At 73.8% G+C, this 23,193-nt stretch carries 25 protein-coding genes; 13 read left to right on the top strand and 12 right to left on the bottom strand.

Going from position 1 to position 23,193, the window contains the following annotated elements; genetic code table 11:
* Positions 1 to 33 precede the first annotated feature (33 nt).
* Positions 34 to 915: an aldo/keto reductase gene (locus tag HHX31_RS07770; RefSeq protein WP_169946501.1), complete on the top strand. Its 882-nt coding sequence runs from the start codon at positions 34 to 36 to the stop codon at positions 913 to 915.
* On the opposite strand, the gene HHX31_RS07765 is transcribed toward HHX31_RS07770, so the two are convergent.
* The 4 genes from HHX31_RS07765 to HHX31_RS07750 all read right to left on the bottom strand — a co-directional run bounded on the left by HHX31_RS07765 (position 908) and on the right by HHX31_RS07750 (position 3,913).
* On the bottom strand, positions 908 to 1,765 hold the full coding sequence (locus HHX31_RS07765; RefSeq protein ID WP_311931649.1) for an AraC family transcriptional regulator: 858 nt from the start codon (positions 1,763 to 1,765) through the stop codon (positions 908 to 910). The genes HHX31_RS07770 and HHX31_RS07765 overlap by 8 nt on opposite strands.
* A gap of 69 nt (positions 1,766 to 1,834) precedes the next feature.
* The gene (locus HHX31_RS07760; protein ID WP_169946499.1) at positions 1,835 to 3,097 is read right to left on the bottom strand and encodes a cytochrome P450; all 1,263 of its coding nucleotides are present in this window, start codon (positions 3,095 to 3,097) and stop codon (positions 1,835 to 1,837) included.
* A gap of 1 nt (position 3,098) precedes the next feature.
* Complete coding sequence (locus tag HHX31_RS07755) at positions 3,099 to 3,299, bottom strand: ferredoxin (protein ID WP_169946497.1); 201 nt, start codon at positions 3,297 to 3,299, stop codon at positions 3,099 to 3,101.
* Entirely contained in the window at positions 3,296 to 3,913 is a 618-nt protein-coding gene (locus tag HHX31_RS07750; RefSeq protein WP_169946495.1) for a TetR/AcrR family transcriptional regulator, read from the bottom strand. Before HHX31_RS07750 ends, HHX31_RS07755 begins: the two co-directional genes overlap by 4 nt.
* Before the next feature lie 262 nt (positions 3,914 to 4,175).
* On the opposite strand from HHX31_RS07750, the gene HHX31_RS34170 reads away from it, so the two are divergent.
* The 5 genes from HHX31_RS34170 (at position 4,176) to HHX31_RS07725 (ending at position 9,769) form a co-directional block, all read left to right on the top strand.
* Positions 4,176 to 5,162, top strand: a complete 987-nt coding sequence (locus HHX31_RS34170) for a histidine kinase (protein WP_169946493.1) — start codon at positions 4,176 to 4,178, stop codon at positions 5,160 to 5,162.
* 190 nt (positions 5,163 to 5,352) lie between these two features.
* A complete protein-coding gene (locus HHX31_RS07740; protein WP_169946491.1) occupies positions 5,353 to 6,504 on the top strand; it encodes a glutathione-independent formaldehyde dehydrogenase in 1,152 nt (383 codons plus the stop codon).
* Between the two features lie 70 nt (positions 6,505 to 6,574).
* Entirely contained in the window at positions 6,575 to 7,480 is a 906-nt protein-coding gene (locus HHX31_RS07735) for a D-isomer specific 2-hydroxyacid dehydrogenase family protein (RefSeq protein ID WP_169946489.1), read from the top strand.
* 78 nt (positions 7,481 to 7,558) lie between these two features.
* Complete coding sequence (locus HHX31_RS07730; RefSeq protein ID WP_169946487.1) at positions 7,559 to 8,857, top strand: MFS transporter; 1,299 nt, start codon at positions 7,559 to 7,561, stop codon at positions 8,855 to 8,857.
* A gap of 228 nt (positions 8,858 to 9,085) precedes the next feature.
* Positions 9,086 to 9,769 (top strand): endonuclease V, encoded by a 684-nt coding sequence (locus HHX31_RS07725; protein WP_169946485.1) that lies wholly within the window; start codon positions 9,086 to 9,088, stop codon positions 9,767 to 9,769.
* A gap of 50 nt (positions 9,770 to 9,819) precedes the next feature.
* Here the strand turns inward: HHX31_RS07725 and HHX31_RS07720 are convergent, their stop codons facing one another.
* The 4 genes from HHX31_RS07720 to HHX31_RS07705 all read right to left on the bottom strand — a co-directional run bounded on the left by HHX31_RS07720 (position 9,820) and on the right by HHX31_RS07705 (position 13,193).
* Complete coding sequence (locus tag HHX31_RS07720) at positions 9,820 to 10,128, bottom strand: MTH1187 family thiamine-binding protein (RefSeq protein ID WP_169946483.1); 309 nt, start codon at positions 10,126 to 10,128, stop codon at positions 9,820 to 9,822.
* A 46-nt stretch (positions 10,129 to 10,174) separates the two neighbouring features.
* Positions 10,175 to 10,660: a DUF6194 family protein gene (locus HHX31_RS07715; protein WP_169946481.1), complete on the bottom strand. Its 486-nt coding sequence runs from the start codon at positions 10,658 to 10,660 to the stop codon at positions 10,175 to 10,177.
* A 131-nt stretch (positions 10,661 to 10,791) separates the two neighbouring features.
* A complete protein-coding gene (locus HHX31_RS07710) occupies positions 10,792 to 11,649 on the bottom strand; it encodes a universal stress protein (RefSeq protein ID WP_169946479.1) in 858 nt (285 codons plus the stop codon).
* Between the two features lie 161 nt (positions 11,650 to 11,810).
* The gene (locus HHX31_RS07705; RefSeq protein ID WP_169946477.1) at positions 11,811 to 13,193 is read right to left on the bottom strand and encodes a cellulose binding domain-containing protein; all 1,383 of its coding nucleotides are present in this window, start codon (positions 13,191 to 13,193) and stop codon (positions 11,811 to 11,813) included.
* A gap of 291 nt (positions 13,194 to 13,484) precedes the next feature.
* Here HHX31_RS07705 and HHX31_RS07700 point away from each other — a divergent pair, with 291 nt between their 5' ends.
* On the top strand, positions 13,485 to 15,266 hold the full coding sequence (locus tag HHX31_RS07700; RefSeq protein WP_169946475.1) for an N-acetylglutaminylglutamine amidotransferase: 1,782 nt from the start codon (positions 13,485 to 13,487) through the stop codon (positions 15,264 to 15,266).
* The gene (locus HHX31_RS07695; protein WP_169946473.1) at positions 15,266 to 17,125 is read left to right on the top strand and encodes a prolyl oligopeptidase family serine peptidase; all 1,860 of its coding nucleotides are present in this window, start codon (positions 15,266 to 15,268) and stop codon (positions 17,123 to 17,125) included. The genes HHX31_RS07700 and HHX31_RS07695 overlap by 1 nt, the downstream gene beginning before the upstream one ends.
* Positions 17,126 to 17,149: 24 nt before the next feature.
* Here HHX31_RS07695 and HHX31_RS07690 read toward each other — a convergent pair whose 3' ends face one another.
* Positions 17,150 to 17,359: a hypothetical protein gene (locus tag HHX31_RS07690; protein WP_169946471.1), complete on the bottom strand. Its 210-nt coding sequence runs from the start codon at positions 17,357 to 17,359 to the stop codon at positions 17,150 to 17,152.
* Between the two features lie 133 nt (positions 17,360 to 17,492).
* The gene (locus tag HHX31_RS07685) at positions 17,493 to 18,176 is read right to left on the bottom strand and encodes a hypothetical protein (protein WP_169946469.1); all 684 of its coding nucleotides are present in this window, start codon (positions 18,174 to 18,176) and stop codon (positions 17,493 to 17,495) included.
* A 17-nt stretch (positions 18,177 to 18,193) separates the two neighbouring features.
* Between HHX31_RS07685 and HHX31_RS07680 the strand changes: the two genes are divergently transcribed.
* Entirely contained in the window at positions 18,194 to 18,379 is a 186-nt protein-coding gene (locus HHX31_RS07680) for a hypothetical protein (RefSeq protein ID WP_169946467.1), read from the top strand.
* Between the two features lie 68 nt (positions 18,380 to 18,447).
* On the opposite strand, the gene HHX31_RS07675 is transcribed toward HHX31_RS07680, so the two are convergent.
* Both HHX31_RS07675 and HHX31_RS07670 read right to left on the bottom strand, forming a co-directional pair.
* The gene (locus HHX31_RS07675) at positions 18,448 to 19,185 is read right to left on the bottom strand and encodes a sulfite exporter TauE/SafE family protein (RefSeq protein WP_169946465.1); all 738 of its coding nucleotides are present in this window, start codon (positions 19,183 to 19,185) and stop codon (positions 18,448 to 18,450) included.
* 104 nt (positions 19,186 to 19,289) lie between these two features.
* Positions 19,290 to 19,733, bottom strand: a complete 444-nt coding sequence (locus tag HHX31_RS07670; RefSeq protein WP_169946463.1) for a protein-tyrosine phosphatase family protein — start codon at positions 19,731 to 19,733, stop codon at positions 19,290 to 19,292.
* 180 nt (positions 19,734 to 19,913) lie between these two features.
* Here HHX31_RS07670 and HHX31_RS07665 point away from each other — a divergent pair, with 180 nt between their 5' ends.
* The 4 genes from HHX31_RS07665 to HHX31_RS07650 all read left to right on the top strand — a co-directional run bounded on the left by HHX31_RS07665 (position 19,914) and on the right by HHX31_RS07650 (position 22,982).
* Positions 19,914 to 20,789 carry a hypothetical protein gene (locus HHX31_RS07665; RefSeq protein ID WP_169946462.1) on the top strand — a complete coding sequence of 292 codons (876 nt, stop codon included), beginning with the start codon at positions 19,914 to 19,916 and terminating at the stop codon, positions 20,787 to 20,789.
* A complete protein-coding gene (locus HHX31_RS07660; RefSeq protein ID WP_169946460.1) occupies positions 20,786 to 21,184 on the top strand; it encodes a phage holin family protein in 399 nt (132 codons plus the stop codon). The genes HHX31_RS07665 and HHX31_RS07660 overlap by 4 nt, the downstream gene beginning before the upstream one ends.
* Positions 21,160 to 21,843, top strand: a complete 684-nt coding sequence (locus HHX31_RS07655) for a DUF3618 domain-containing protein (protein ID WP_169946458.1) — start codon at positions 21,160 to 21,162, stop codon at positions 21,841 to 21,843. The genes HHX31_RS07660 and HHX31_RS07655 overlap by 25 nt, the downstream gene beginning before the upstream one ends.
* A gap of 122 nt (positions 21,844 to 21,965) precedes the next feature.
* Positions 21,966 to 22,982, top strand: a complete 1,017-nt coding sequence (locus HHX31_RS07650; protein ID WP_169946456.1) for a zinc-binding dehydrogenase — start codon at positions 21,966 to 21,968, stop codon at positions 22,980 to 22,982.
* Positions 22,983 to 23,193: the final 211 nt, after the last annotated feature.

The following is a 23,193-nucleotide window of genomic DNA, read 5'->3' as shown; positions in this document are numbered from 1 at the left end:
CTCATGACGACATATCACGACAAGGAGCGAGACATGGGCACGACCGAGGCCGCCGCAGGCGGCGACTTCCTCCTGGGCGGCGACCTGCGGGTCAACCGTCTCGGCTTCGGCGCGATGAGGCTCGCGCTCGGCGGCTCCGCGCGCACCTCCGAGGCGGGCGTCGCGGTGCTGCGCCGCGCCGTGGAGCTCGGGGTGAACCACATCGACACCGCGGGCTTCTACGGGTTCGGCGACCTCCACGCCCACGGACTGATCAGGACGGCGCTGTCGCCCTACCCGGACGACCTGGTGATCGCCACCAAGGTGGGCCCGCTCTTCTCGGGCGGCCTGACGCCCGCCGGCCAGGCCGGCCCCGACGGGCTGCGCGCCCTGGTGGAGGACGACCTGCGCCGGCTCGGCCGGGACCACCTCGACCTGGTCTACCTGCGGGTGGGCGGCATGGGCCCGGCCGGCGGCGAATCGATCGGCGAACGCTTCGCCGCCCTCGCGCGGCTGCGCGCGGAAGGGCTGATCCGCCATCTCGGCGTCAGCAACGTCGACGGCGCCCAGCTCGCCGAGGCGCGATCCGTCGCCCCGGTCGCCGCGGTGCAGAACCACCACCACATCCACCACAGGAGCGACTCCGATGTCCTCGCGACGTGCGAGCGGGAGGGCATCGCCTACGTCCCCTACTTCCCGCTCGGCGGAGGCGGGCAAGGGATCGACCACGCCCGGCTCGCGAACGTCGCCGCCCGCCACGGGGCGACCACCGCGCAGGTCGCCCTCGCCTGGCTGCTGGCGACGTCCCCGGTGACGCTGCCCATCCCCGGCACCGGATCGCCCGGCCACCTCGCGGAGAACGTCGCCGCGGCCGCTCTGCGCCTCACCGCCGAGGACCTCGCCGAGCTGGACCGGCCCGGCCCGCAGGTCATCTGAGCGCGGCCGTCCACCGGGCCGGAGTGAGGCCGTAGGCCCGCTTGAACATGCGCGACATGTGCGCCTGGTCGGCGAAGCCGGCGAGCTGGGCGGCCTCGGACAGGGACACGCCGTCGCGCAGCAGCCGGCGGGCCACGTCGAGTTGCCGCATCGTGCGGAAGCGGGTGGGGCTGGTGCCGAAGGCGACGCGGAACTGGCGCGCGACCGTCCACCGGTCCAGCCCGGAGACCCGCTCGAACTCGTCGAGCGGGTGCCTGACCGCCGGGTCGTCGGCGATCAGGTCGCGCACCCTGGTCAGCGCCTCCAGTGCGAGCCGGGCCTGCCCGCCCCGCCGTACGGAGGAGTGGCGCACGAGCATGCCGACGACCCGCAGTGTCAGCGTCAGCCGTTCGACGTCGTCCAGCGGCTCGTCGATGTCCCGCAACCACGCCGCGAGCGCGGGGTCGGCCTCGCGCCGCCCGATCACGGGATCGGCGACGAACGGCAGCGGCCCTCCGTCCAGGGCCTCCCGTACGAGCCGGGGGTCGAGGTAGATGATCCGGTAGCCGAACCCCTCGTCGGTGCCCGCGACGCCGTCGTGCGGTTCGTCGGGGTGCAGGACGTGCCACTCCCCCGGCAGGCAGTGCCGCTGCTCGCCCCGGTAGCGGAACGTCTGCACGCCCCGCAGGGTCACCCCGATCGCGTACGTGTCGTGGCGGTGGGTGGCGAACCCCTCGCCGACGAGCGACGCCTCCAGCCGCTCGATGCCCTCCGCGCCGGCGCCGAACCGCAGGCGGTGGCCGGGCAGGGTCCCGCCGCCCGGCAGATGCCGGCGCAGCCCCGCGCCCGCGTCCGGTGAGTCGTGCCGCACGCGCCGAGACTACAGGCGTTCGCGTCCACCGCCGGGACCCGCCACCCGGCGTGCTCGGCGGCTCTCCGGTCAGCCGATGCGTATCGGGAGCGTACGGGGGCCCCGCACCTGGCCGGGCGCCCAGGTCACGGCCGAAGGGTCGTCGAGGCCGAACACGGGAACCCGCTCCAGCCAGACCTCCAGGGCGACCCGGAGCTCCATGCGGGCCAGGTGGGAACCCACGCAGCGGTGGATGCCGAGCCCGAACGCCGCGTGCCGGTTGATCTCCCGATCGATGATCACTTCCTCGGGCCGGTCGAACTGCGCGGGGTCGCGGTTGGCCGAGGGGAACGACAGCAGGATCCAGTCGTCGGCCTTCATGTCGACGCCGCGCCAGTGCATGTCCTCCTTCACCAGCCGCGCCATGGTGACCGGGGCGTACGCCCGGAGGAACTCCTCCATCGCGGTCGGCAGCAGGCCGGGCTCGGCGACCAGGCGCTCCCGGTCGGCCGGGGTCTTCGCCAGGTGCCACAGGGACGCGCCGATCGCGCTCCACGTCGTGTCGATTCCCGCGATGAGGAGCAGGGCGATCGTGCCGGCGACGTGCGCGGGTTCGAGCTTGCGGCCGTACAGCTCCGCCTCGATCAGATAGGTCGTGAGGTCGTCACGCGGGGTGGCGACGTGGTCGCGGATCTGGGTGTAGAGGTAGTCGAACAGCTCGTCCATCCCCGCCATCCGCTCCTCCGGCGGCAGGTTGACGCCCTCCAGCGCGCTCTCCACGAACTCGCGGAACCGCGGGCCGTCCTCGGGCGGGAATCCCAGCATGTCGGCGATGACCCGCATGGGGATGTGCTGCGCGTAGTCGCGGGCGGCGTCGACGACCTCGGCCCCCTCGAAGGAGTCGATCAGCGAGTGGCAGAACGCGCGCGTCGCCGCCTCCCGCGTCGCCACCGCCTTCTTGGTGAACGCCGGGAGCAGCAGCTTGCGCGCGTCGTGGTGGAACGGCGGGTCGGAGGAGATCGGCGGCACGCCCCCCACCGGCGCGATCTCCAGCGGAGGCCGGTAGTTGCTCATGATGATCGACCTGGAGGAGAAGCGCTCGGTGTCGTACGCGATCGCCGCGACGTCCTCGTACCGGGTCGGCAGCCACCCGCCGCCGAACCTGCCGGTGTGCGCGATCGGGCAGCGATCCCGCAGGTCGTCCAGGATCGGGTAGGGGTCGGCGGCCCACTCGGGCTCCACGTGGGAGAAGTCGGTCGCCCAGTCGGACACCGGGCCGACGACGACCTCGTTGCGCGTGCCGGTGGGCGGGTCCTGCCGCAGGTCGCGGGTGAAGCGGTCGTCGACGGTCACCTCAGGCCTCCTCGGTGAGGACGACGGCCTTCTCCGGGCAGTTGGCCGCGGCGACGCGCGCCGCCCGCTCGCCGTCCGGCGGCACGAGGCCGTCGCCGAGTACCCGCCCGTAGCCCTCGTCGTCCTCGCCGAACAACTCCGGGGCGAGGTCGTAGCAGCGGCCGTGTCCCTGGCATCGCTGCGGATCGATGGTCACTTTCACCGCGTGCTCCCCTTCGTGGAGTCAGGGCTGGTCGGGGCGAGCGCGGCCACCAGACGGGTGAGCAGCGCGGCCCACTCCTCCTCGTCGACCGCGTGCTCGTCCGGCGGGACGAGCGCGCTGCCCAGCGCGAGCAGGAGACAGAAATGGGCGATCGCGGCGGGCGACAGCGCGGGGTCCAGCTCTCCGCCGCCCTGGGCGGCGCGCACGAGTCCCGCGAGCCGGTCGGCCCGGTCGCCGACGTAGCCGCGCATCGGCCGGGCGACGTCCTCGTCGCGGCGGGCCGCGACCATCGCCTCGACGATGAGATGTCCGCCGGCGTCCCGGCGGGGCTGCAGCCTGCGCCCGACGGCGATCAGCAGGTCCGCGACGGGCCGGTCCGGGTCGGCGGCCAGCATGTCGTCCAGCAGGCGGGGCCCGTGGGTGCGCAGCGCGGCGATCAGCAGCCCCGCCTTCGAGCCGAAGTGCGCGTAGAGCGCGCCGTTGCTCACGCCCGCGGCGGCGGCGATGTCGGCCACGCGGGTGCCCTCGTAGCCGCGCCGGGCGAACACGTCGGCGGCGGCGCGCAGCAGCCGCTCCCGCGTCTCGGCGGCGGTGACACCCGCGATCCGCCCCATGAATGAATTAAATTCTCGTTCATTTGATGGCGTCAAGACCGGTTTCTTCCCCGGCCGGGGCTCCACCGTGCCGCCCGGTGTGACAACCATCCGGTAAAAGCCGCAAACTAGCATAGTGCGGCACAAATGGGGTGCTCGATATCATGACCGGTTAGTCGACGCGGCACTGGCCGCGGCGGTTCTCGCCTTCACCATTCCCACCACTGTCACCGGTGACAGCTTTTCCATCTGGGACCACGTCCCCGACGCTATCCAGATAGCCGTGGGGGTCGTCACCGCGGCGGCCATGCTGGTGCGGCGCCGCACCCCCTGGCCCGCGGTCGTCTCCTCCGCCGCGTGCGCCTGCGTCACCGGGCAGGCCGTGCCGATGATCATCGCCGTCTACTCGATGACGGCCGAGCACCGGGTGCGCCGGTGGCAGTACGTCGCCCTGGTCCTGTCCGCGGTCTATCTCGCCGTGGACCTCCGCAACCCGCACACCGACCGCTCGATCTACCTCAACGCCGTACGCGCGCTGACCCTCGTCTACCTGCCCGCCGTGGTCGGCACCTGGGCGTACGCCTACCGGAGGCTCATCAAAGAACTGCGTCTCGGGATACGCGAACGCGAGGAGATCGCCGCCTCGGAGGAACGCCGCAAGATCGCCAGGGAGATGCACGACACCGTCACCCACGCGGTCACCGCCATGGTGCTCAACGCCGGCATGGCCCGCGAGGCCGCCGGGCCTCGCGAGATCGGCGAGCTGGCCACGGCCATCGAGGACAAGGGCGTGCAGGCGCTCAACGAGCTGCGGCAGTTGCTCACCGTGCTCCGCCGCGACAGCGGAGACCTCCCCGACGGCACCGAGGCGATCACCCGGCTGGTCGGCGAGGCGCGGGAGAGCGGGCTCCGGGTCGCCCTGCGCCTCGACGCTCCCCCCGGCACGCTGCCGCGACAGGTCTCGCACGCCTGCTACCGCCTGGTGCAGGAGGGACTGAACAACGTGCGCAAGTACGCCCCCGACTCCCACGTGCTGGTCAGCTGCGAGGTCAGCGGCGACCAGGTGGCGGTCTCCGTGATCGACACGCCGGAGGCGGCGGGGCCGGGCGGCAGGAGGGTCAGGGCCGCGCCCTCCCTCGGCGGGGGATACGGCCTGGCCGGGATCCGGGAGCGCGTCCACCTCGCCCAGGGCCGGTTCTGCTCCGGCCCGACCCCCGAGGGGGGCTTCGCGCTCGCCGCCCTCCTCCCCCTTCGGGGGCCCGGCGGCTGAGGCGCGGGGGGCCGCACGGGGCCCTTCCCTCCCGTCGGCGGGGACGCCGTGGGGGCCGGTTTCCACCCCGTACGGCGGGGTACGGCCTTTCACATCGATACAGCGCGCATCGGCCTGGCCGCGTCGCGGAAGCGGCGAGCCGCGCCTGTCACCACGCCTCTGCCATAACGATCGCGTTTGAGGGGCAGCCATGAAAGCCGTGGTCTACGAGGGCCCCAGGAAGGTCAGTGTCACCGCCGTCCCGGACGCCCGGATCGAGCGGCACACCGACGTGCTCGTCCGCGTCACCACGTCCAACATCTGCGGCTCCGACCTGCACATGTACGAGGGCAGGACCGACTTCGAGCCCGGCCGGGTCCTCGGCCACGAGAACCTCGGCGAGGTCGTCGAGATCGGGGACGCCGTCGACAGGGTCAAGGTCGGCGACATGGTGTGCCTGCCGTTCAACATCTCGTGCGGGTTCTGCGCCAACTGCGAGAAGGGGCTGACCGCCTTCTGCCTGACCACCAACCCCGCGCCCGGCGTGGCCGGCGCCGCGTACGGCTACGCCGACATGGGCCCGTACAACGGGGGCCAGGCCGAACTGCTGCGCGTGCCGTACGGCGACTTCAACTGCCTCGTCCTGCCGGAGGACGCGCACGAGAGGCAGAACGACTACGTCATGCTGGCCGACGTGTGGCCCACCGGCTGGCACGCGACCGTGCTCGCCTGCGTCCAGCCGGGCGACACCGTCGTGGTCTACGGCGCGGGCCCGGTCGGCCTGATGGCCGCCTATTCGGCGCTGCTCAGGAACGCGAGCGGCGTGATGGTCATCGACCACCATCCGGACCGGCTGCGCAAGGCGGAGGAGATCGGCGCGATCCCGATCGACGACTCCCGGGCCTCCCCGGTCGAGCAGGTCCTGGAGCTCACCCAGGGGATGGGCGCCGACCGGGGCTGCGAGTGCGTGGGCTTCCAGGCGCACGACGCCGAGGGCGGCGAGCATCCCAACATGACGCTCAACGACCTGGTCAGATCGGTGAAGTTCACCGGGGTCATCGCCGTCGTCGGCCTGTTCGTCCCCCGCGACCCCGGCAGCAGGGACCTCCTCTACCAGCGGGGAGAGGTGGCCATCGACTACGGCACCTTCTGGTCCAAGGGCCAGACGATGAGCACGGGCCAGTGCAACGTCAAGAACTACAACCGCCAGCTGTGCTCCCTGATCCACGAGTCCGGGGCGCGGCCGTCCTGGATCGTCTCGCACGAGCTCGACCTCGACGAGGCGCCCGAGGCGTACGAGCACTTCGACGCGCGGGACGAGGGGTGGACCAAGGTGGTCCTGCACCCGGACAAGGCCGCCTGACGGCGGGCCTACTGTTGGGGGGAAGCCGCGGCCGCGCAGGTGCCCGGCGCGACCAGGGAGGAACAGGCGCGTGCTCACCGTCTGCGTGGCCCCGGCGGACCCGCCGCTGATCGTCGAGTCGGTCCGCGCCGCCGGAGGCGAGGTCGTCGCGCACCCGGACCGGGCGCGGGCGCTGGTCTGGACCGACCCGCGCCCCGAGGGCATGCGGGAGTACCTGACGCCGGGCGTCCGCTGGGTCCAGCTGCCCTCGGCGGGCGTCGAAAACTGGACGCGTGCGGGGCTCGTCGACTCCACCCGCCTGTGGTGCTCGGCGGCGGGAGCCTACGCCCCGCAGGTCGCCGAGCACGCCCTCGCCCTGCTGCTGGCCGGGGTGCACCGGCTGCCCGCCGCCGCCAGGAGCCCTACGTGGCGGCGCTACCAGCCCGGCACGCTGCGCGGGAGCACGGTGGCCGTCGTCGGCGCGGGCGGGATCGGCAGGGCGGTCGTCCCCGGGCTGCGCGCGCTCGGCGCGGGCGTCCTCGCGGTCAACCGCTCGGGCGAGCCGGTGGAGGGCGCGGCCGAGACCGTGCCGTTCGAGGGCCTGGCCGGGGTGTGGCGGCGGGCCGATCACGTCATCCTGGCCGCGCCCGCCACCCCGCTGACGCACCGGATGGTCGGCCGGGACGAGCTGCGCGCTCTGGGGCCGCAGGGGTGGCTGGTCAACGTGGCCAGGGGCGAGCTCGTCGACACCGGCGCCCTGCTCGCCGCGCTGCGCGCCGGCGAGATCGGCGGCGCGGCACTCGACGTCACCGACCCCGAGCCGCTGCCGGACGGGCACGGCCTGTGGTCGGAGCCGAACGTGCTGATCACCTCGCACAGCGCCAACCCGCAGGCCCGCCTCGACGAGAGCCTCGCCGAGCGGGTCCGTGAGAACGTCTCCCGCTACCTGCGGGGAGAGCCGCTGCTGGGCCTGATCGACCTCGCGCGCGGCTACTGAGGCGGCATCGGGCGAACCAAGGCGGTTTGCGCCGGCAGGCGGTTTGCGCCAGCAGGCGGGTGGCCCGAAGATCACCGGATGGCCTCCCCCCGCCCGGCACGGCGGCGGCTCCCGCTCTTCGTGCTCGCCGCCACCGTGCTGTCCGCCGCCTTCGCACTCTCCGACACGGCTCTGGTGACCGCCTCGTCGTGGACGACCTCGCTCCCGGTGGTCGTCGTCTTCGGCGAGACCCTGGAGCAGGCCGGGATCGTCCTGCTGGCGCTGCCTCTGGGAGTGCTGATCGACCGGGCGCGGCGCCGGTCGGTCTTGGTGCTGACGGCCCTGCTGGGCGCGGTGTCGGTCACGTGCGTCGCGGCAGCGGGGGCGTTCGGGGGGTTCGGATGGCCCGACTGGCCGCTTCTCCTCGCGGCGACCACGGCGACCGCTGTCCTGGCGTCGGTGGCGACGATCGGCCAGGACGCGTATCTGCCGTCCGTCGTGCGCCGCGGGCGCCTCCTTCCCGCGAACGCCCTGCTGACCCTGCTGCCGCGGATCGCCGTCCCGCCGATCGCGCTGACGGTGCTCGACTGGCCGGGTCCCGGCTTCGCGCTGGCCGTCGGCGTGGCACTGGTCGCGGCGGCGGCGCTGGTCCGCGGCGTGCCCGCCGTCGAGAGACGACCGCCGCCGAGGGCGGGGCTGTGGCGGGAGACGGCGGAGGGCATCCGGTTCACGGCCCGGCATCCGGCGCTACGGGCCATCGCCCTCTTTCTGCTGCTGTCGTCCCTGCTCTCCGAACTCGACGACGGGCCCCGTGGGACAGCCTTCCGCGACCTGAGCGGGGCGGACATCGAACTCGTCCGGTGGCTTTCCTTCTACGCTCCGTACATCCTCGGAGCGCTGGTGGCCGTGCTGCTGCATCGCAGGCTCGGCGCGTTCCGCCTCGCTTGGTGCGCCCTGCTCGTGAGCGGCCCCTTCACCCTGCTGCTCGCCCTGCCCGGACCCGGAGCGGGATGGATCTGGTACGTCCTCGGTTCCGGCGTCCCGACGGCCGGGAGAATGATCGCCGCCGTCGCCCTGCTCAGCCACCGGCAGGCCGTCACGCCCAACCGGCTGCTCGGCCGGACGGGCGCCGTGCTGCTCCTGCTCGCCAACGTCGCCGAGGGCGGGGCGGAGCCGCTGGAGCGGCTCGCGGAGTGGCTCGCCGGACCGGGCCGCGCGGCGCCCGCGGCGCTGGCCACCGCCGCCGCGCTCGCCACCGCGGTCCCGCTGCTGCTGGCCAGGCGCGCCGTGGCCCGCCACGACCACGAGCCTGACCACGACGACGAGCCTGACCACGACGACGCGAGCCACGACGACGGGACGAACCCGGGCCAGGCCGCCGCCGGTCCCCCGCCCTGAGCGCCCGCGTCGCGCGGCGGGCCGGGCCGCCCCTCGCGGTGCTCGCGTGCGCTGCTGGCCCGATCTGCCCGAATGGTCGCGCGCCTTCATGCGCGTGCTGGAGGGCGCGAACGTGTCGGTGCGACGTCGCCGCCCCGACGGGTTCGCCGATCTAGGATCCATGCCCGGCGAACCGCGCGCCACGCGTCCCTGCGCCCGCCGGGTCGCCCGGGGCGTTATGGTCGCCGCATGGAGGTCTGTTCCGTCACCGCCCCGGCCACCGTCGAGGAGGCGGAGGCGATCCAGGACGCCCTGCGGTCCCGGCTCGACCTGACCGGCCCCGGTCCCCGTGACCCCGCCCTGGTCGCGGGGGTGGACGTGGCCTACGCCGACGACATGCTGGCCGCCGCGGTCGTCGTGCTCGACGCGGCGAGCCTGGACGTGGTCGAGCAGGTGACGGTGCCGGGACGGCCCGCCTTCGACTACGTGCCCGGCCTGCTCGCCTTCCGCGAGCTGCCCAGCCTCGTCCAGGCGCTGGAGCGGCTCACCGTCACGCCCGGCCTGATCGTCTGCGACGGGTACGGCGTGGCGCACCCCCGGAGGTTCGGCCTCGCCTGCCACCTCGGTGTGCTCACCGGGCTGCCCACGATCGGCGTCGGCAAGACGGCCTTCGTCGGCTCCTTCGAGCAGCCCGGCCGGGAGCGCGGCGCGTGGACCGAACTGCTCCTGGACGGCCAGGTCACCGGCCGGGTGCTGCGCACCCGGGACGGCGTCAAGCCGGTCTTCGTCTCCGTCGGCCATCGAGTCGACCTGGAGACCGCCTGTCGGCAGGTGCTCGCCCTGACCCCGCGTCACCGGCTCCCCGAGACGACACGCGCCGCCGACCGCCTGTCGCGCACGGCGCTGAAGGCCGCCATGGCGGGGGCCTACTGACCGACGAACCGCCGTCGCGGCGGCGCGGTGGGGGGCCTGCCCGGCCGTGATCAGGACGGGCGTTCCGCGAGGTGGCGTTCCACGGTGGCGACCTTGGCGTCGAGCCTGCCCTCACCCGCCCGGGCGTCGGCCTTGAGCACCAGGCTGACGCGGGAGCAGCGGGCCTCGACGGCGGCGACGGCGTCCTTGACGACGCCGAGCACCTCGTCCCACGTCTCGCCCTCGACGGTGGTGAACATGGCGTCGGTGTGGTTGGGCAGCCCGGACGCGCGGACCACGCGCACCGCCTCCGCCACCACCTCGCCGACGTCCTCACCTGCGCCGATCGGGGTGACGCTGAACGCGACGAGAACCGACACGGGACCTCCTCGAAGATCGAAACTCCGGGGTCACGCTAACATCCCGTCACGCGCGGGTCGCCCGCTCACCGGTCCCTTGCCGGGCGGCCGCCCGGGCGTGCGCGCCGGTCAGGAGAGCGCGCACCGGTCCGGCCGTGGCGTCGCCGGGGTTGAGCACGCAGATCCACGACTGGGCGGCGTAGAGCGGGTGCGGCAGGATCCGGTCCGCGACGCGGTAGTCCAGCGTCTCGTGGTGTGCGGCGTGCGCGGCCGGCGGATAACCGAGCAGTTCCTCGAACACCGCGCGGCCGACGCCGATGTTGACCCGGAAGACGCCCGGCCGGTCGAGGTCGGAGGCGGTGTCGAACCCCTCGTAGTCCGAGACGACGATCGTGGCGAAGGGCATCTTCCGGTTGGCAGGCAGGTCGTCGGGGTCGTAGTAGAGGAAGGTGTCTCCCCATGCAGCCCGCGGGGCGCCGTTGTCCTCCGCCGCGGTGAAGGCGACGACGCCCGGGAGGCCGGTCGCGAATTCGATGACGTCGTTCTCGGTCACCCGAGGTCCTTTCTCTCTGCTGTCCCTCCTTCAAGTGTCCCATTCAACTCCTACGAGAGACTTTTCCGGAGAACTCGCAGATGAGACGTCGTGAACTCTCAACTCGGGGACGAGACTCCCGCGCGCCCGCCTCAGTCGCGGGCGGGCCGCACCACCGCGACGGCGCAGTGGGCGTGGTGCAGGACCGCCCGGCTCACCGAGCCGAGCACCGCGGCGCCGACGGCTCCGCGCCCCCGGGAACCCACGACGAGCAGGTCGGCCTTGTCGCCCGCCTCCACCAGCGCGGAGACCGGGTGCGCGCACACGGCCCGCATCTCGGCCCGGACGTCGGGATACCGGTCCTGGTGGGCCCGCAGCATGCCCGCCACGTAGTCCTCCTGCGCCTTGCGCACCTCGTCGATGTCGTAGGTGATCTCGGGCGCGAAGGCGTGCACCGGGAGCTGCCAGGCGTACAACGCGAGCAGGCGGCAGTCGCGCAGCCGCGCCTCCTCGAACGCGTAGGTCAGCGCGGTTCCCGCCTCGTCGGAGCCGTCGACGCCGACGACGACCAGCCCGTGGGGCGCGTGCACCCCGGGCCGGACCACGACGACGGGGACGCCGACCTGGCCGGCGACGTGCATGCTGACCGATCCGAGCAGCATGCCGGCGAACCCGCCGTGTCCTCTGCTGCCGACCACGATCTGCGCCGCCTCCGCGGCCTCCTGCCGCAGCACTCTGGACGGTTCACCCTCGACCATGGCGGTGGTGACGCGGACGGCCGGATGGGTCTCCCGCACGGTCTGCTGGGCGTCCTCCAGGATCCGGCGGCCCGCCCGGTCGAGCTGGTCCTCCACGGGGATGGGGTAGCGCGCGATCTCGTACGGCATGCGGTCCACGGCGTGGACGATCCGTAGCGGCAGGCCCTTGCGCGCCGCGTCGCCCGCCGCCCACTCCACCGCGGCGACCGCGGCGCGTGATCCGTCGGTGCCCACGATGACGGGTCTGGTCATGGCTCCTCCTTCTGCTCCTGCCCCCATCCGACCGCCCGCGCCTCGTCAGGGGCAGGGCCGCTGGTCCCGGCCGCGCGGGACCTTTCTCCTCCCGCGAGGTGCGGCGACCGGTACGGCGGCCGGGACAGGGGTGGGAACTCGGGGCGAAACCGCCCCGGAGGTCAGGAGCAGGTGATGCGGCTCGCCCCGGGCGTGGAGGACCCGGACGCCTGGAAGCCGAAGCTCGTCGACGTGCCCGGCGCGAGCGTCGTCGCCCACGAGGGCGCCTTCGCCGTCCAGCGGTCGCCGGCGGCCGTCACGGTCGCGCTCCAGCCGCTGACGAGGCTCACCCCGGACGGCATGTCCCAGCCGACCGTCCAGTTCGTCCAGGCCGCGGCGCCGGTGTTCTTCACCGTGACGTTCGCCGTGAACCCGCCCTGCCAGGAGTTTTCCACCCGGTAGGTCACCTGGCAGTTCCCGGGGTTCGCCGAGGGAGACGGGCTGGACGACGGAGACACAGACGGCGACACAGACGGCGACGGCGACACAGACGGGGACGGCGACGGCGACGGCGACGGCGACGGCGACGGCGACGGCGACGGCGAGGGTGACTCGCTGGGCGTCGTCGTGGTGTAGGACACCTCCGTGTAGGCGGCGGCGCACTGCGACCCGCAGGACGCGGGCAGGGCGAAGCTGTAGACCCGGCCGCCGTTCACCAGCGCGCCGGACGCGTCGCGCACCCGGATCTGGAACTGGGTGGCGCCCTGCGTGACCCCGCCGATGATGTACGACTGGCCCATGTCGGAGTTCATCTGGGCCTGCTTCCACGCGCCGCCAGCGTAGTACTCCACCCCGTGGATGCCGTTGGGCAAGTGGGAGACCGCGATGGCGGGCCACCACGCCTGGGCGCCCTTCATGAACCCGATGCGGATGTCGCCGCTGTAGCCGGGCGCGGGGATGAACGACCAGGTGACGCGGCGGTTGTTCCAGTGGCCGGGGTACATGTCCCCGACGGGCGCCCCGTTCTTGACGAACTTGTTGAGCGAGGGCTTCGACAGGTCCAGGTGGTAGCGGTCGTCGCGGCACCAGCCGTTGGGGTCGCCGCAACTGTCGGCGACGAGCATGTTCAGCGTGGCGCCGTTGTAGGCGTCCGCCACCCAGGAGCCGTTGCGGCAGAACGCCTGGCCTGCCCCGCCGTCGTTGACGCCCGTGCAGTAGTCGGAGATCGTCACCTGGATCCACCGGCCGCAGTTGAGTCCGTTGTTCCACAGCCCGGCCTTGGACGCGTTCGCGCCGGTCAGCGGCCGGGGGTAGAAGGCGTAGTCCCCCGGCGTGTCGTACACGTTGAGCGCGACGAAGTCCTGCGAGTCCAGTTCCTGCTGCGGCATGCCGCAGCCGCCGTACGGCGAGCCGAGCGCGTCGAAGTAGGTCGCGTTGCCGGTCACCGGCGCGGGCGGGTCGTCGACCGCCCCGGCCGGGGCGGCGGCGGGCCACGCGGTCAGCAGCACCGCGGCGAGGACGGCCGCCCGGACGCGGCGTCGTAAGGAAGATGCACGGCCGTTCATCGGGGCTCCCTGCGCTCGCGGTGGCTCGGGACGCGGCGATCGTGGCGGGGCGGGCCGTCCGCGTCAAGGACGCGGGGGAGGCGGGCCCACGGTGGGAACCGGTGAGCTGGACGGCCGTCCGGCGCTGACCTGTAACTTTCAGCACTCTCCGGAACCAGAGACGTGCTTAAGGCGACCTTTGGGCAGATGACACGAAAGCACTCATCGACCTCGGGAGTCACCCTATGACGGATACGGCACGGGACCTGGCCGTCGGCGTCGACCTCACGCTGTCGGGGAGGTAGGGACGACGTGTGCGGACTGAGCGGCGAGATCCGGTTCGACGGGCGGCTCGCCGACATCGGCGCGGTGGGCAGGATGACCGACGCGATGCACGACCGCGGCCCTGACGGGTCGGGGCTGTGGTCGCGGGGCCCGGTCGCCCTCGGCCACCGGCGCCTGAAGATCATCGACCTGTCCGACAAGGCGGCCCAGCCGATGGCCGACCCCGCCCTCGGCCTGACGGCGGTCTTCAACGGCTGCCTGTACAACTACCGGGAGCTGCGCGAGGAACTGCGGGCCGAGGGATACCGCTTCACCTCCGGATCCGACACCGAGGTCCTGGTCAAGGCGTTCCACCGCTGGGGACCCGAGTGCGTGCGCCGCTTCACGGGGATGTTCGCCTTCGCCGTCCACGAGACCGTGTCGGGACGGCTGACCCTCGCCCGCGACCGGCTCGGGATCAAGCCGTTGTACGTCTCCGGGGACGGGCGGCGGCTGCGCTTCGCCTCCACCCTGCCCGCGCTGCTGGCCGGCGGCGAGGTGAGCACCGACATCGACCCGGTCGCGCTGCACCACTACATGACCTTCCACTCGCTGGTGCCCGGGGAGCGCACGATCCTCTCCGGCGTGCGCAAGCTGCCCCCGGCGACCGTGCGCACGGTCGAGGCCGACGGGACGTCCCGCGACACGGTCTACTGGGACCCGCCCTTCACCCGGCTGCCGTGCCACGAGGGGATGGACGCGCACGACTGGCGCGACGCCGTGCTCGACCGGCTGCGCGCCGCCGTACGCAGGCGCACGGTCGCGGACGTGCCCGTGGGTGTGCTGCTGTCGGGCGGCCTGGACTCCAGCGTCATCGTGGCGCTGCTGGCCGAGGAGGGCCCGCGGGACCTGTCGACGTTCAGCATCGGGTTCCGGGCGGCGGGCGGCGACGCGGGCGACGAGTTCCGCTACTCCGACCTGGTCGCCGAGCGCTTCGGCACCGACCACCACCGCATCCCGATCGAGGACTCGCGGCTGCTGTCGGACCTGCCGGAGGCGGTGCGGGCGATGAGCGAGCCGATGGCCAGCCACGACTGCGTCGCCTTCCACCTGCTGTCCGCGGAGGTCGCCAGGCACGTCAAGGTGGTGCAGACGGGCCAGGGCGCCGACGAGGTGTTCGCGGGATACCGCTGGTTCCCTCCGCTGGCGACCGTGCCGCGCGAGGACGCCTTCGCGGTGTACGCCAGGGAGTTCTTCGACCGGCCGCACGAGGACCTCGGCGGCATCGTCGCGCCCGCCCACCTGGCCGCGGACGACCCGAGCTCCGGCGTCGTCCGCCGCCACCTCGACCGGCCGGGCGCCGAGACCGCGCTCGACGCCGTCCTGCGCCTGGAGACCCGGCTGATGCTCGCCGACGACCCGGTCAAGCGGGTCGACAACATGACGATGGCCCACGGCCTGGAGGCCCGCACGCCGTTCCTCGACCACGAGCTGGTCGAGCTCGCGGCGGCGTGCCCGCCGGAGCTGAAGCTCGCCGGGGGCGGCAAGGGCGTCCTGAAGGAGGCCGCGCGGGCGCTGCTGCCGCCCGAGGTGGTCGACCGGCCGAAGGGGTACTTCCCGGTGCCCGCGATCCGGCACATCGACGGCCCGTTCCTCGACCTGATGCGCGACGCGCTCACCGCGCCCGCCGCCCGCGCCCGCGGCCTGTTCGACCCGGCGTACGTCGCGCGGCTGCTGCGGGACCCCGGGGCCGACCGCGCCACCACGGGGGTCAACATGGTGTGGCAGCTCGGGCTGCTGGAGATGTGGCTGCAGTCGCAAGGGATCTGATGGCGGAGCACGTACTCGGCGCCGGGCTCCCCCACGCCGTGTCCCACGACACCGCGTTCCTCGATGCCTGGGCCTGCCGGACGCCGGCCCTGTCCCCGGACCGCCGCGCCATCGCGTATGTCAGCGACCGCGACGGCGCGCCACGGGTCTGGGTCCAGCCGGCCAGGCCCGGCGCGGAGGCGCGGCCCGTCGACACCGGGCCGGAGCCGGTCGCCGAGGTCGGCTGGTCGCCCACCGGCGAGCGGCTGGCCGTGCTGGTGGCCCCGGGCGGCGGCGAGCACACCCAGGTCTGGACGGTCCGCCCCGACGGCGGCGACCTGCGGCCGCTGGCCGCGCCGGAGGGCGGGTCGGCCTGGTTCCGCGAGTGGACCGGCCGGGGCGACCTGCTCCTGGTGACCGAGGTCTCGGCGGCCGGGCCCGCCGAGGCCCTGCTGGTCGACGCGGGCACCGGGAGCCGCCAGACCGTCGCGGCCGGGCCTCTCCTGCGTCCGGAGTCGGTGAGCCGCGACCACGCGCGCATCCTGCTGCGCCGCGGCCCGAGAGGGATGCGGCGCGTGTTCCTGGCGGACCTGACCCCGGGCGGCACGGAGCAGCCGCTGCTGGCCGGCCTGCCCGGCTCCACCGACCACGGCGTCCTGTCCCCCGACGGCGAGACCGCCTACCTGCTGTCCGACGCGGGGCGCGACCGCGCAGCGCTGGTGGCGGTGAGCCGGGGCGGCGTCCCGGTGACGCTGGCCGAGCGCGCGGACGCCGAACTGGACCGCTTCGCGCTCGGCGCGGACGGCCGCCGCCTCGTGCTGGTGTGGAACGTCGCGGGCCGCTCCGAGCTGGCGGTGCTGGAGCCCGGAGCGGGCGCCCTCGGCACGGCTCCGGTCGCGTCCGGCACCGGGAGCCCGGCGCCGCGACCGCTGCCCCCGCCGCCGGGTGAGCTGGTGACCTCGGTCAGGGTGTCGCTCGACAGCAGGACGGCCGTGCTCGCCGTGGAGGGGCCCGCCCGGCCCTCCCACGTGGTGTCGTGCGACCTGGACACGGGCCGCTACCGGACCCTCGCGGGGGCGGGACGCGTCGCCGGAGCCGTGGACGCGGAACTCGTGCGGCTGACGGCCCGCGACGGGCTGGAACTCGCCGGGTGGCTCTACCGCCCGCCCGGCGCCCGGGGCCCCGCGCCGTACGCGCTGTTCCTGCACGGCGGGCCTGAGGACCAGGAGCGGCCCGCGTTCACGCCGCTGTACCAGTGCCTGGTGGCCGCGGGGATCGGCGTCTTCGCGCCGAACGTGCGTGGTTCCGCCGGGTTCGGCAGGGCCTTCCGCGAGGCCGACGACCACGCGCTGCGGTTCCACGCCGTCGACGACGTGGCGGACTGCGCCGCCTTCCTGGTGCGGGCCGGCGTCGCCGACCCCGTACGGCTGGCCTGCATGGGCTGGTCGTACGGCGGCTATCTCACGCTGGCCGCCCTCGTCACCTATCCGGGGCTCTTCCGCGCCGGGGTCGACGTGTGCGGGATGGCCGACTTCGCCACCTTCTACGAGCGCACCGAGCCGTGGATCGCCGCCGCCGCCGTGAGCGAGTACGGCCACCCGGAGGCCGACCGCGACCTGCTGCGCGCGCTGTCGCCCCTGCACGCCTTCGACCGCCTGGCCGCTCCCCTCCTGGTGGTGCACGGCGCGCGGGACACCAACGTCCCGGTGTACGAGGCGGAACAGGTCGTCGGCGCGGCCCGGGCGCGCGGCGTCCCCTGCGAGTTGCTGCTGTTCGAGGACGAGGGGCACGAACTGCGGCGGCGGGTCAACAGGGTCACGTTCGCGCGGCGGGTCACCGAGTGGCTCGGACGGCACCTGACGTGCCCGTCCTCCCTCTGAGCGGCCCGTCCTCGCCCTGAGCGGTCAGTGCGGCTCGTGCAGCCGCGCCAGGTCGCTCTCCATCTTGGCGATGACCCGCTGGTATCCCTCCCACCCGTACATCCGGAACAGCTCGGACTTCAGGCGCAGTGTCTCCTCCTGCACCGCCTCTGGACCCTGGCGGCGTATCGCGTCGAGCGCGAGACGCGCCCGCCGTTCGCTGTCGGTGGCGCCGGCGAGATCCTCGCGTCTCATCTCAGGAGTAGGCATGGGGCTCTGCCCTCCGGGGCTGGACAACGGTGTCTACACCTGACGCGCCCGCGGCACTTGAGGTTGACCGCGCGGGGAAAATCTTCGCCGGGGCGTTATCTACGCGTCGGAAGCGAGGTCAGGGCGCCACGCCGCCGGGGACGTCGACCGCGATCTCGCCGCCGAGCCGATGGCCTCCCGCGAGGAGGAGGTTGTCGCCGCTCCAGAACCTGCCGGGGTCGTACCAGTTCGGGCGGCGGCCCTCGGGCAGCAGGCTCATCTCCTCGTAGGTCACGGCGACCACCTCCGCGCAGTAGGCGGTCTCCAGCGCCCTGTCGCGGGCCGTTGCCCGCTCCGCGTCCCGCGGCGCGCGCAGGGCCGAGGGCCGGAGCGAGGGAACCCGCCCGCGGATCCAGCGTCCCGCCAGGCGGGCGGTGGAAGGGAACGGCGTGCCGTCCAGCCGGGCGATTGTCCGCAGGACGGCGTCCTCCATCTCCCTGGTCACGCCCGGCTCAAGCTGGCGCAGCCAGGCGCGCTGGCCGTACCTCGCCGCCCAGACGCGGACCGCGTCGCGCATGTCGTGCAACTGGACGCCGCGCTGGTGCGTGCCCGACCACATGTCGGGCAGCGACCGGCCGAGTTCGGCGTGCCACATGAGCGGCGGCAGGTCCTCGATCACCACGGCCATGCCCACATGGTTGACCGGGCTGTTGGTGGTGACCTGGATTGCGCGATCCGGGACGCTGCGTCCGCGAAACACCCAGACATCGCCGGTGCGTGCCAGTTCGAGTGCCTTGTCGAGAGTTATCCGCGTCTGAGCCACGGCAGTAGCCTAGGCACATGCGCTGGTGGAAGATATTCGGTCTGGCCGCCTTCGCGGGTGTCGCGGCGACCGGTGTGGTGATCGCACGGGCCGAGCGCCGCAGGCGCGCGTACACGCCGGAGGAGATCCGGGACCGCCTGCGGGCCAGGCACGCCGAGGCCGTCGCCGCGCCGGACACGTCCCCCGGCGCCGGCGCCCGCTGACCCCCGCGCGGCCCTACGGACAGGTCACCGGCCCGCCCGGTGCCGTCCGGTGGGAGGCCGCGCGCCGCTCAGCGGCCGTACGCGTCGAAGCCCAGCTTGACCGCGACCGCGAGGCCGCAGAGGGCCGCGCCGACGCGCAGCGTCTGCCCGGGCATGCGGCGGGCGACCGCGGGGCCGATCCGGCCGCCCACGAGGAACCCCACCGCCAGCGGCCCGACGGCGGCCCAGTCGACCGGCCCCATCATGGCGAACCAGACGGCCGCGACGGCGTTGGCGAACGCGCCCACGACGTTCTTGACCGCGTTGACACCGGCCGCCGGCCGGTCGAGCGCCGCGGCGAGCACGGCGAACATCAGGATGCCGCCCGCGGCTCCGAAATACCCGGTGTAGACGGCGACGCAGAAGACGCCCGCGCGCAGGGCCACGCCGTTCTCCCCGCCGAGGTACACCCGTCCCGCGCGGGGCCGGTGCAGCAACAGCAGCAGCGAGGCGCTCGCGATCAGCGCCGGCGCGACCGCCTCGAACGTCCGCGACGGCGTGACCAGGAGCAGCGCCGCGCCCGTCGCGCCGCCGAGCGCGGTGACGAGGCCGAGACGGGCGAGCAGACGCCCCTGGCCCGTCAGCTCCTGCCGCGACCCGGCCGCCGCGCCCACTCCGGTGAACAGCAGCGCGACGGTGTTGGTGACGTTGGCCGTGAGCGGCGGCAGGCCGAAGGCCAGCAGCGCGGGGTACGACACGACCGTGGCGAGGCTCACGACCGTGCTGACAATCCCGGCGACCAGGCCGACACCGGCCAGTCCGAGCACGTCGGCAAGCACAGGAGAACCCAACCATACGAGTTCCGGTCAGCCGGAACCGGCCCGAAGGCCGCGCCACGACGGCCCGGGCACCGGTCGGCCCGTCGTGTCCGTCAGGAGGCGGGGAAGCGCAGCACCCAGCGGCGTTGCCAGGGGGTCTCGACGGCGCGCGGGTGATACTCGGCCCGCGCCCAGGCGACGGCCCGGTCGGCGGGCAGGCCCGCCAGGACGGCCAGGCACGCGATGACGGTGCCGGTGCGCCCCACTCCGCCGCCGCAGGCGACCTCCACCCGGCGGCCCGCCCGGGCCTGCTCGTGCAGGGCGCGGATGCGGCCGATCGCCTGCTCCCGGTCGCGGGGCAGCAGGAAGTCGGGCCAGTCGATCCACTCGTGCGTCCAGGTGATGCCCTGGTCGTGCGCACGCCTGAGCCGCCCGCCGCCGAGATAGAGGCCGTAGTCGGGCGCCACGCCGGCAGGAGCGGGCCGCCGCAGGCCCCGGCCGCGGACCCAGACGCCGTCGGGAAGGCTGATCGCGCCGGGGAGACGAGTTTCGGGCATGCCCAAGTATGTCTCCGCCACGGGAAAAGAAGAGCCTGGCCTCGTGTCGCGAATGGCGCGAGACCGGATGTTTTGACCGCGTCAATACGCATTATTGGCTTTTTTTGCGATTTGCGCGTCCGTTCGAGCTTCGGGGGTAGCCCGACCCTCCAGGGACGATTTCGACCCAAGGAGGCTTCAGTGAGCGACTTCCATACCGAGACGCGAACATTCGCCGGGGGAAGCGAACTGCCGCAGGACGCCGGGCGACCGCGGTCCGGGCCGCAGGGCACGAGGCACGAGGGAACAGCCCACGAGGAAGCGGGGCACGAGGGAACCGCGCACCAGATCCGGCACGCGGCGCGCGAGACGGCCCACGAGGCCGGGTCGGCCGCCGGTGAGGTGGCCGTGACCGCGCGGGATCAGGCGCGGACGGTGGCCCACGAGGCCAGGCAGCAGACGCGGCACGTCCTCCACCAGGTGCGCAGGCACACCGACGAGCAGGCCACGCAGCAGAGCAGGCGCGCGGCCGACACGCTCCGGCAGTGGACCGGCGAACTGGAGGCCATCGGCGACAACGCCAAGCCCGACTCCCCCATGCGAGGCGTGGTCCAGCAGGTCGCGGAGCGGGGTCATCGCGCCGCCGACTACCTGGAGACCGAGGGCCTGCAGGGCGCGGTGCGCGACGTGCAGGACTTCGCGCGGCGCCGCCCGGGGCTGTTCCTCGCCGGCGCCCTGGTCGCCGGGTTCCTCGCCGGGCGGGCCGTCAAGGCCGTCGCCTCGGCGGAGGACCCGCACGCGGACGGCACGGCGAAGGGCTCGCCGGACAGCACACCGAACAGGACGGCGTACGACGCGAGGTACGGCACGGCGGCCGGCGACACGAGGCCGTCCGGCCCCGGCTCCTCGTACGACCCCTCCTACGGTTCCTCGTACGGCTCCGCCACCGGCACGGGAACCGGCTACCCCACCGGAGCCCGCCACCCGGCGGACGAGATCCGGGACGGCCGCGCCGACGGGCTGAGCGACTCGGAGGGGTTCCCCCGCGCGCCGGGCGCCGGAGGTGAGCCGCGATGAGTCACCCCGTCCCGCCCGCCGAGCCCTCGCTGGGCAAGCTGGTCGGGGAGATCGGCACGGATCTGTCCACGCTGTTCCGCCAGGAGGTGGCGCTCGCGAAGGCCGAGATCCGGCAGGAGGCCGCGAAGGCCGGCAAGGCGGCCGGAATGCTCGGCGGAGCCGGCTTCGCCGGATACATGGTGGCGCTTCTCGTCACGCTGGCCGTGGTGTTCGGGCTCGGCAACGTGATGGACCCGGCCTGGGCCGCGCTCATCGTCGCGGCCGTGTGGGCGGTGGCAGGCGGGGTCCTGTTCGCCCGCGGCAGGGAGCGGATGCGCGAGGTGAACCCCACGCCCGAGCAGACCATCGAGACGCTGAAGGAGGACGTGCGATGGGCGCGAGCCCAGAGGAGATAAGGGCCGAGATCGAGGTGACGCGGGCGGAGCTCGCCGCCGACGTGGACCGGCTCACCGACCGGACGAGCCCGGCGCGCATCGTGCGGCGCCGTGCGGACAGGATGCGCGAGATGACGCACTCGGTGAAGGAGAAGGTGATGGGAGTACCGGCACGCGCCACTCACACGGTTCGCGGCCACACCGGCGACACCGCGGGGACGGTGCGCGACGCCGCCGTCCACGCCGGTGAGACGGTCCGCGAGACCGCGGCGGAGGCCGGCGGGATGGTCAGGCACGGCGCCCAGCAGGCCGCCCAGACCGTGCGCGAGGCGCCGCACCAGGCGATGCGGAGCACGCAGGGCAACCCGCTCGCCGCGGGGCTGATCGCCTTCGGCGCGGGGCTGCTGGCCGCGAGCCTGCTGCCGAAGACCTCCGCCGAGGAGCGTGCGGCCGTGCGGGTCAAGGACCGGGCCGAGGAGATGGCCGAGCCGGTCAGGCAGGCCGTCCAGGAGACCGCCCAGCGTGTCGGCGAGGACGCCAGGGAGGCGGTCCAGCAGGTGCGCGAGACGGCCGCCGAGGCGACCAGGACCACGGGCGAGGAGGCCCGCGACCAGGCGCGGCAGGTCGCCGGGCAGGCCCGTGACCAGTCGCGGGAGATGACCGGGAAGACCTGGTCATAGCGGGTCGCTGAGACGGATCGAGGGCCGGGCCGGCGGTGAGGGCCCGGCCCTCGGCGTGCGCGGGGATACGATCAAGGTGTGGGGCGGACCGAGGAGGCGGCGATGGCGCGGAGCACGGGGGCGTGAGGGCCGCCCGGCTGCACAAGACGGGCGACATCAGGCTGGCCGACGAGCCGCCGCCCGTCCCCGGGCCCGGCGAGAGCCTGGTGCGCGTCACCGCCGTCGGGCTGTGCGGCTCCGACCTGCACTGGTACTCCGAGGGCGGCATCGGCGACGCCGTGCTGGACGAGCCGCTCGTCGTGGGACACGAGATCGCGGGGGTCGTCGAGGGCGGCCCCCGGCACGGCACCCGGGTGGCGGTGGACCCCGCCATCCCCTGCGGACGCTGCGCGGTGTGCGCGACGGGATACGGCAACCTCTGCCCGCACGTCCGCTTCGCCGGGCACGGCGCGCTCGACGGCGGTTTGCGCGAGTTCCTCACCTGGCCCGGCGAGTTGCTGCACCCGCTGCCCGAAACGCTCTCCGACAGCGAAGGGGCGATGCTCGAACCGCTCGGCGTCGCGCTCCACACCGTGGACCTGGGGCACCTGGGTCTCGGGACGCCCGTCGCCGTCGTCGGCTGCGGGCCCATCGGGCTGCTGGTGGTCCGGCTCGCCCGGCTCGCCGGCGCGTCGGTGGTGGTCGCCGTCGACCCGCTGCCGCACCGCCGGGCCGCCGCCCTGCGGTACGGCGCCGACCACGCGCTCTCCCCCGAGGACGCGGGACCGGCGGCGTGGGCCGCGATCGACGGGCTGGACGGCCTCGGCGTACGGGTGGCCTTCGAGGTGGCGGGCGCCGACGACGCGGTGCGCGTCGCCATGACCGCCGTGCGGCCCGGGGGCCGGGTCGTGCTGGCCGGCATTCCCGACGACGACCGCACGTCGTTCCCCGCGTCGCTGGCCCGGCGCAAGGGCCTCACGCTCGCCCTGGTCCGGCGGATGAACCTCACCTATCCCCGGGCGATCCGTCTCGTCGCAGACGGCGCGGTGGACGTGTCGTCGCTGGTCACCGAGCGCTTCCCGCTCGCGGCCACGGCGGACGCCTTCACCGCCGCCGTCTCCCGGCGCGGCCTCAAGGTCGTGGTGGAACCTCACCGCTGAGAGCCCCGATGCGCCATAACGGGCAGAGGCGGTCGAATTGACAGCCGCGCTGTCAGAAGTGCCGCGACACGAGTCAAGGTTCTCGCGAAATCCCGGTACGGCGGGCGCGACACGGGGTATCTTCTGAGCATCGCGCAAGCGAGCAGGCTTATCCGGGGCAGTCGCCCCCGAGGGCGCGGTCTTTCTGGGCCGCGCCCTCTTTATTTCCCTC

It is taken from the genome of Microbispora sp. H11081 (genome assembly GCF_012999535.1).
In the GTDB taxonomy this organism is placed as follows: Bacteria; Actinomycetota; Actinomycetes; order Streptosporangiales; family Streptosporangiaceae; genus Microbispora.
This window is presented reverse-complemented; position numbering and strand designations above follow the sequence as displayed.

Bases quoted from the DNA above. Each gene is read 5' to 3' on its own strand.
- HHX31_RS07770 (WP_169946501.1), top strand. From the start codon at position 34: ATGGGCACGACCGAGGCCGCCGCAGGCGGCGACTTCCTCCTGGGCGGC.
- HHX31_RS07750 (WP_169946495.1), bottom strand. From the start codon at position 3,913: ATGGGGCGGATCGCGGGTGTCACCGCCGCCGAGACGCGGGAGCGGCTG.
- HHX31_RS07740 (WP_169946491.1), top strand. From the start codon at position 5,353: ATGAAAGCCGTGGTCTACGAGGGCCCCAGGAAGGTCAGTGTCACCGCC.
- HHX31_RS07730 (WP_169946487.1), top strand. From the start codon at position 7,559: ATGGCCTCCCCCCGCCCGGCACGGCGGCGGCTCCCGCTCTTCGTGCTC.
- HHX31_RS07725 (WP_169946485.1), top strand. From the start codon at position 9,086: ATGGAGGTCTGTTCCGTCACCGCCCCGGCCACCGTCGAGGAGGCGGAG.
- HHX31_RS07710 (WP_169946479.1), bottom strand. From the start codon at position 11,649: ATGACCAGACCCGTCATCGTGGGCACCGACGGATCACGCGCCGCGGTC.
- HHX31_RS07705 (WP_169946477.1), bottom strand. From the start codon at position 13,193: ATGAACGGCCGTGCATCTTCCTTACGACGCCGCGTCCGGGCGGCCGTC.
- HHX31_RS07695 (WP_169946473.1), top strand. From the start codon at position 15,266: ATGGCGGAGCACGTACTCGGCGCCGGGCTCCCCCACGCCGTGTCCCAC.
- HHX31_RS07690 (WP_169946471.1), bottom strand. From the start codon at position 17,359: ATGAGACGCGAGGATCTCGCCGGCGCCACCGACAGCGAACGGCGGGCG.
- HHX31_RS07680 (WP_169946467.1), top strand. From the start codon at position 18,194: ATGCGCTGGTGGAAGATATTCGGTCTGGCCGCCTTCGCGGGTGTCGCG.
- HHX31_RS07670 (WP_169946463.1), bottom strand. From the start codon at position 19,733: ATGCCCGAAACTCGTCTCCCCGGCGCGATCAGCCTTCCCGACGGCGTC.
- HHX31_RS07660 (WP_169946460.1), top strand. From the start codon at position 20,786: ATGAGTCACCCCGTCCCGCCCGCCGAGCCCTCGCTGGGCAAGCTGGTC.
- HHX31_RS07655 (WP_169946458.1), top strand. From the start codon at position 21,160: ATGGGCGCGAGCCCAGAGGAGATAAGGGCCGAGATCGAGGTGACGCGG.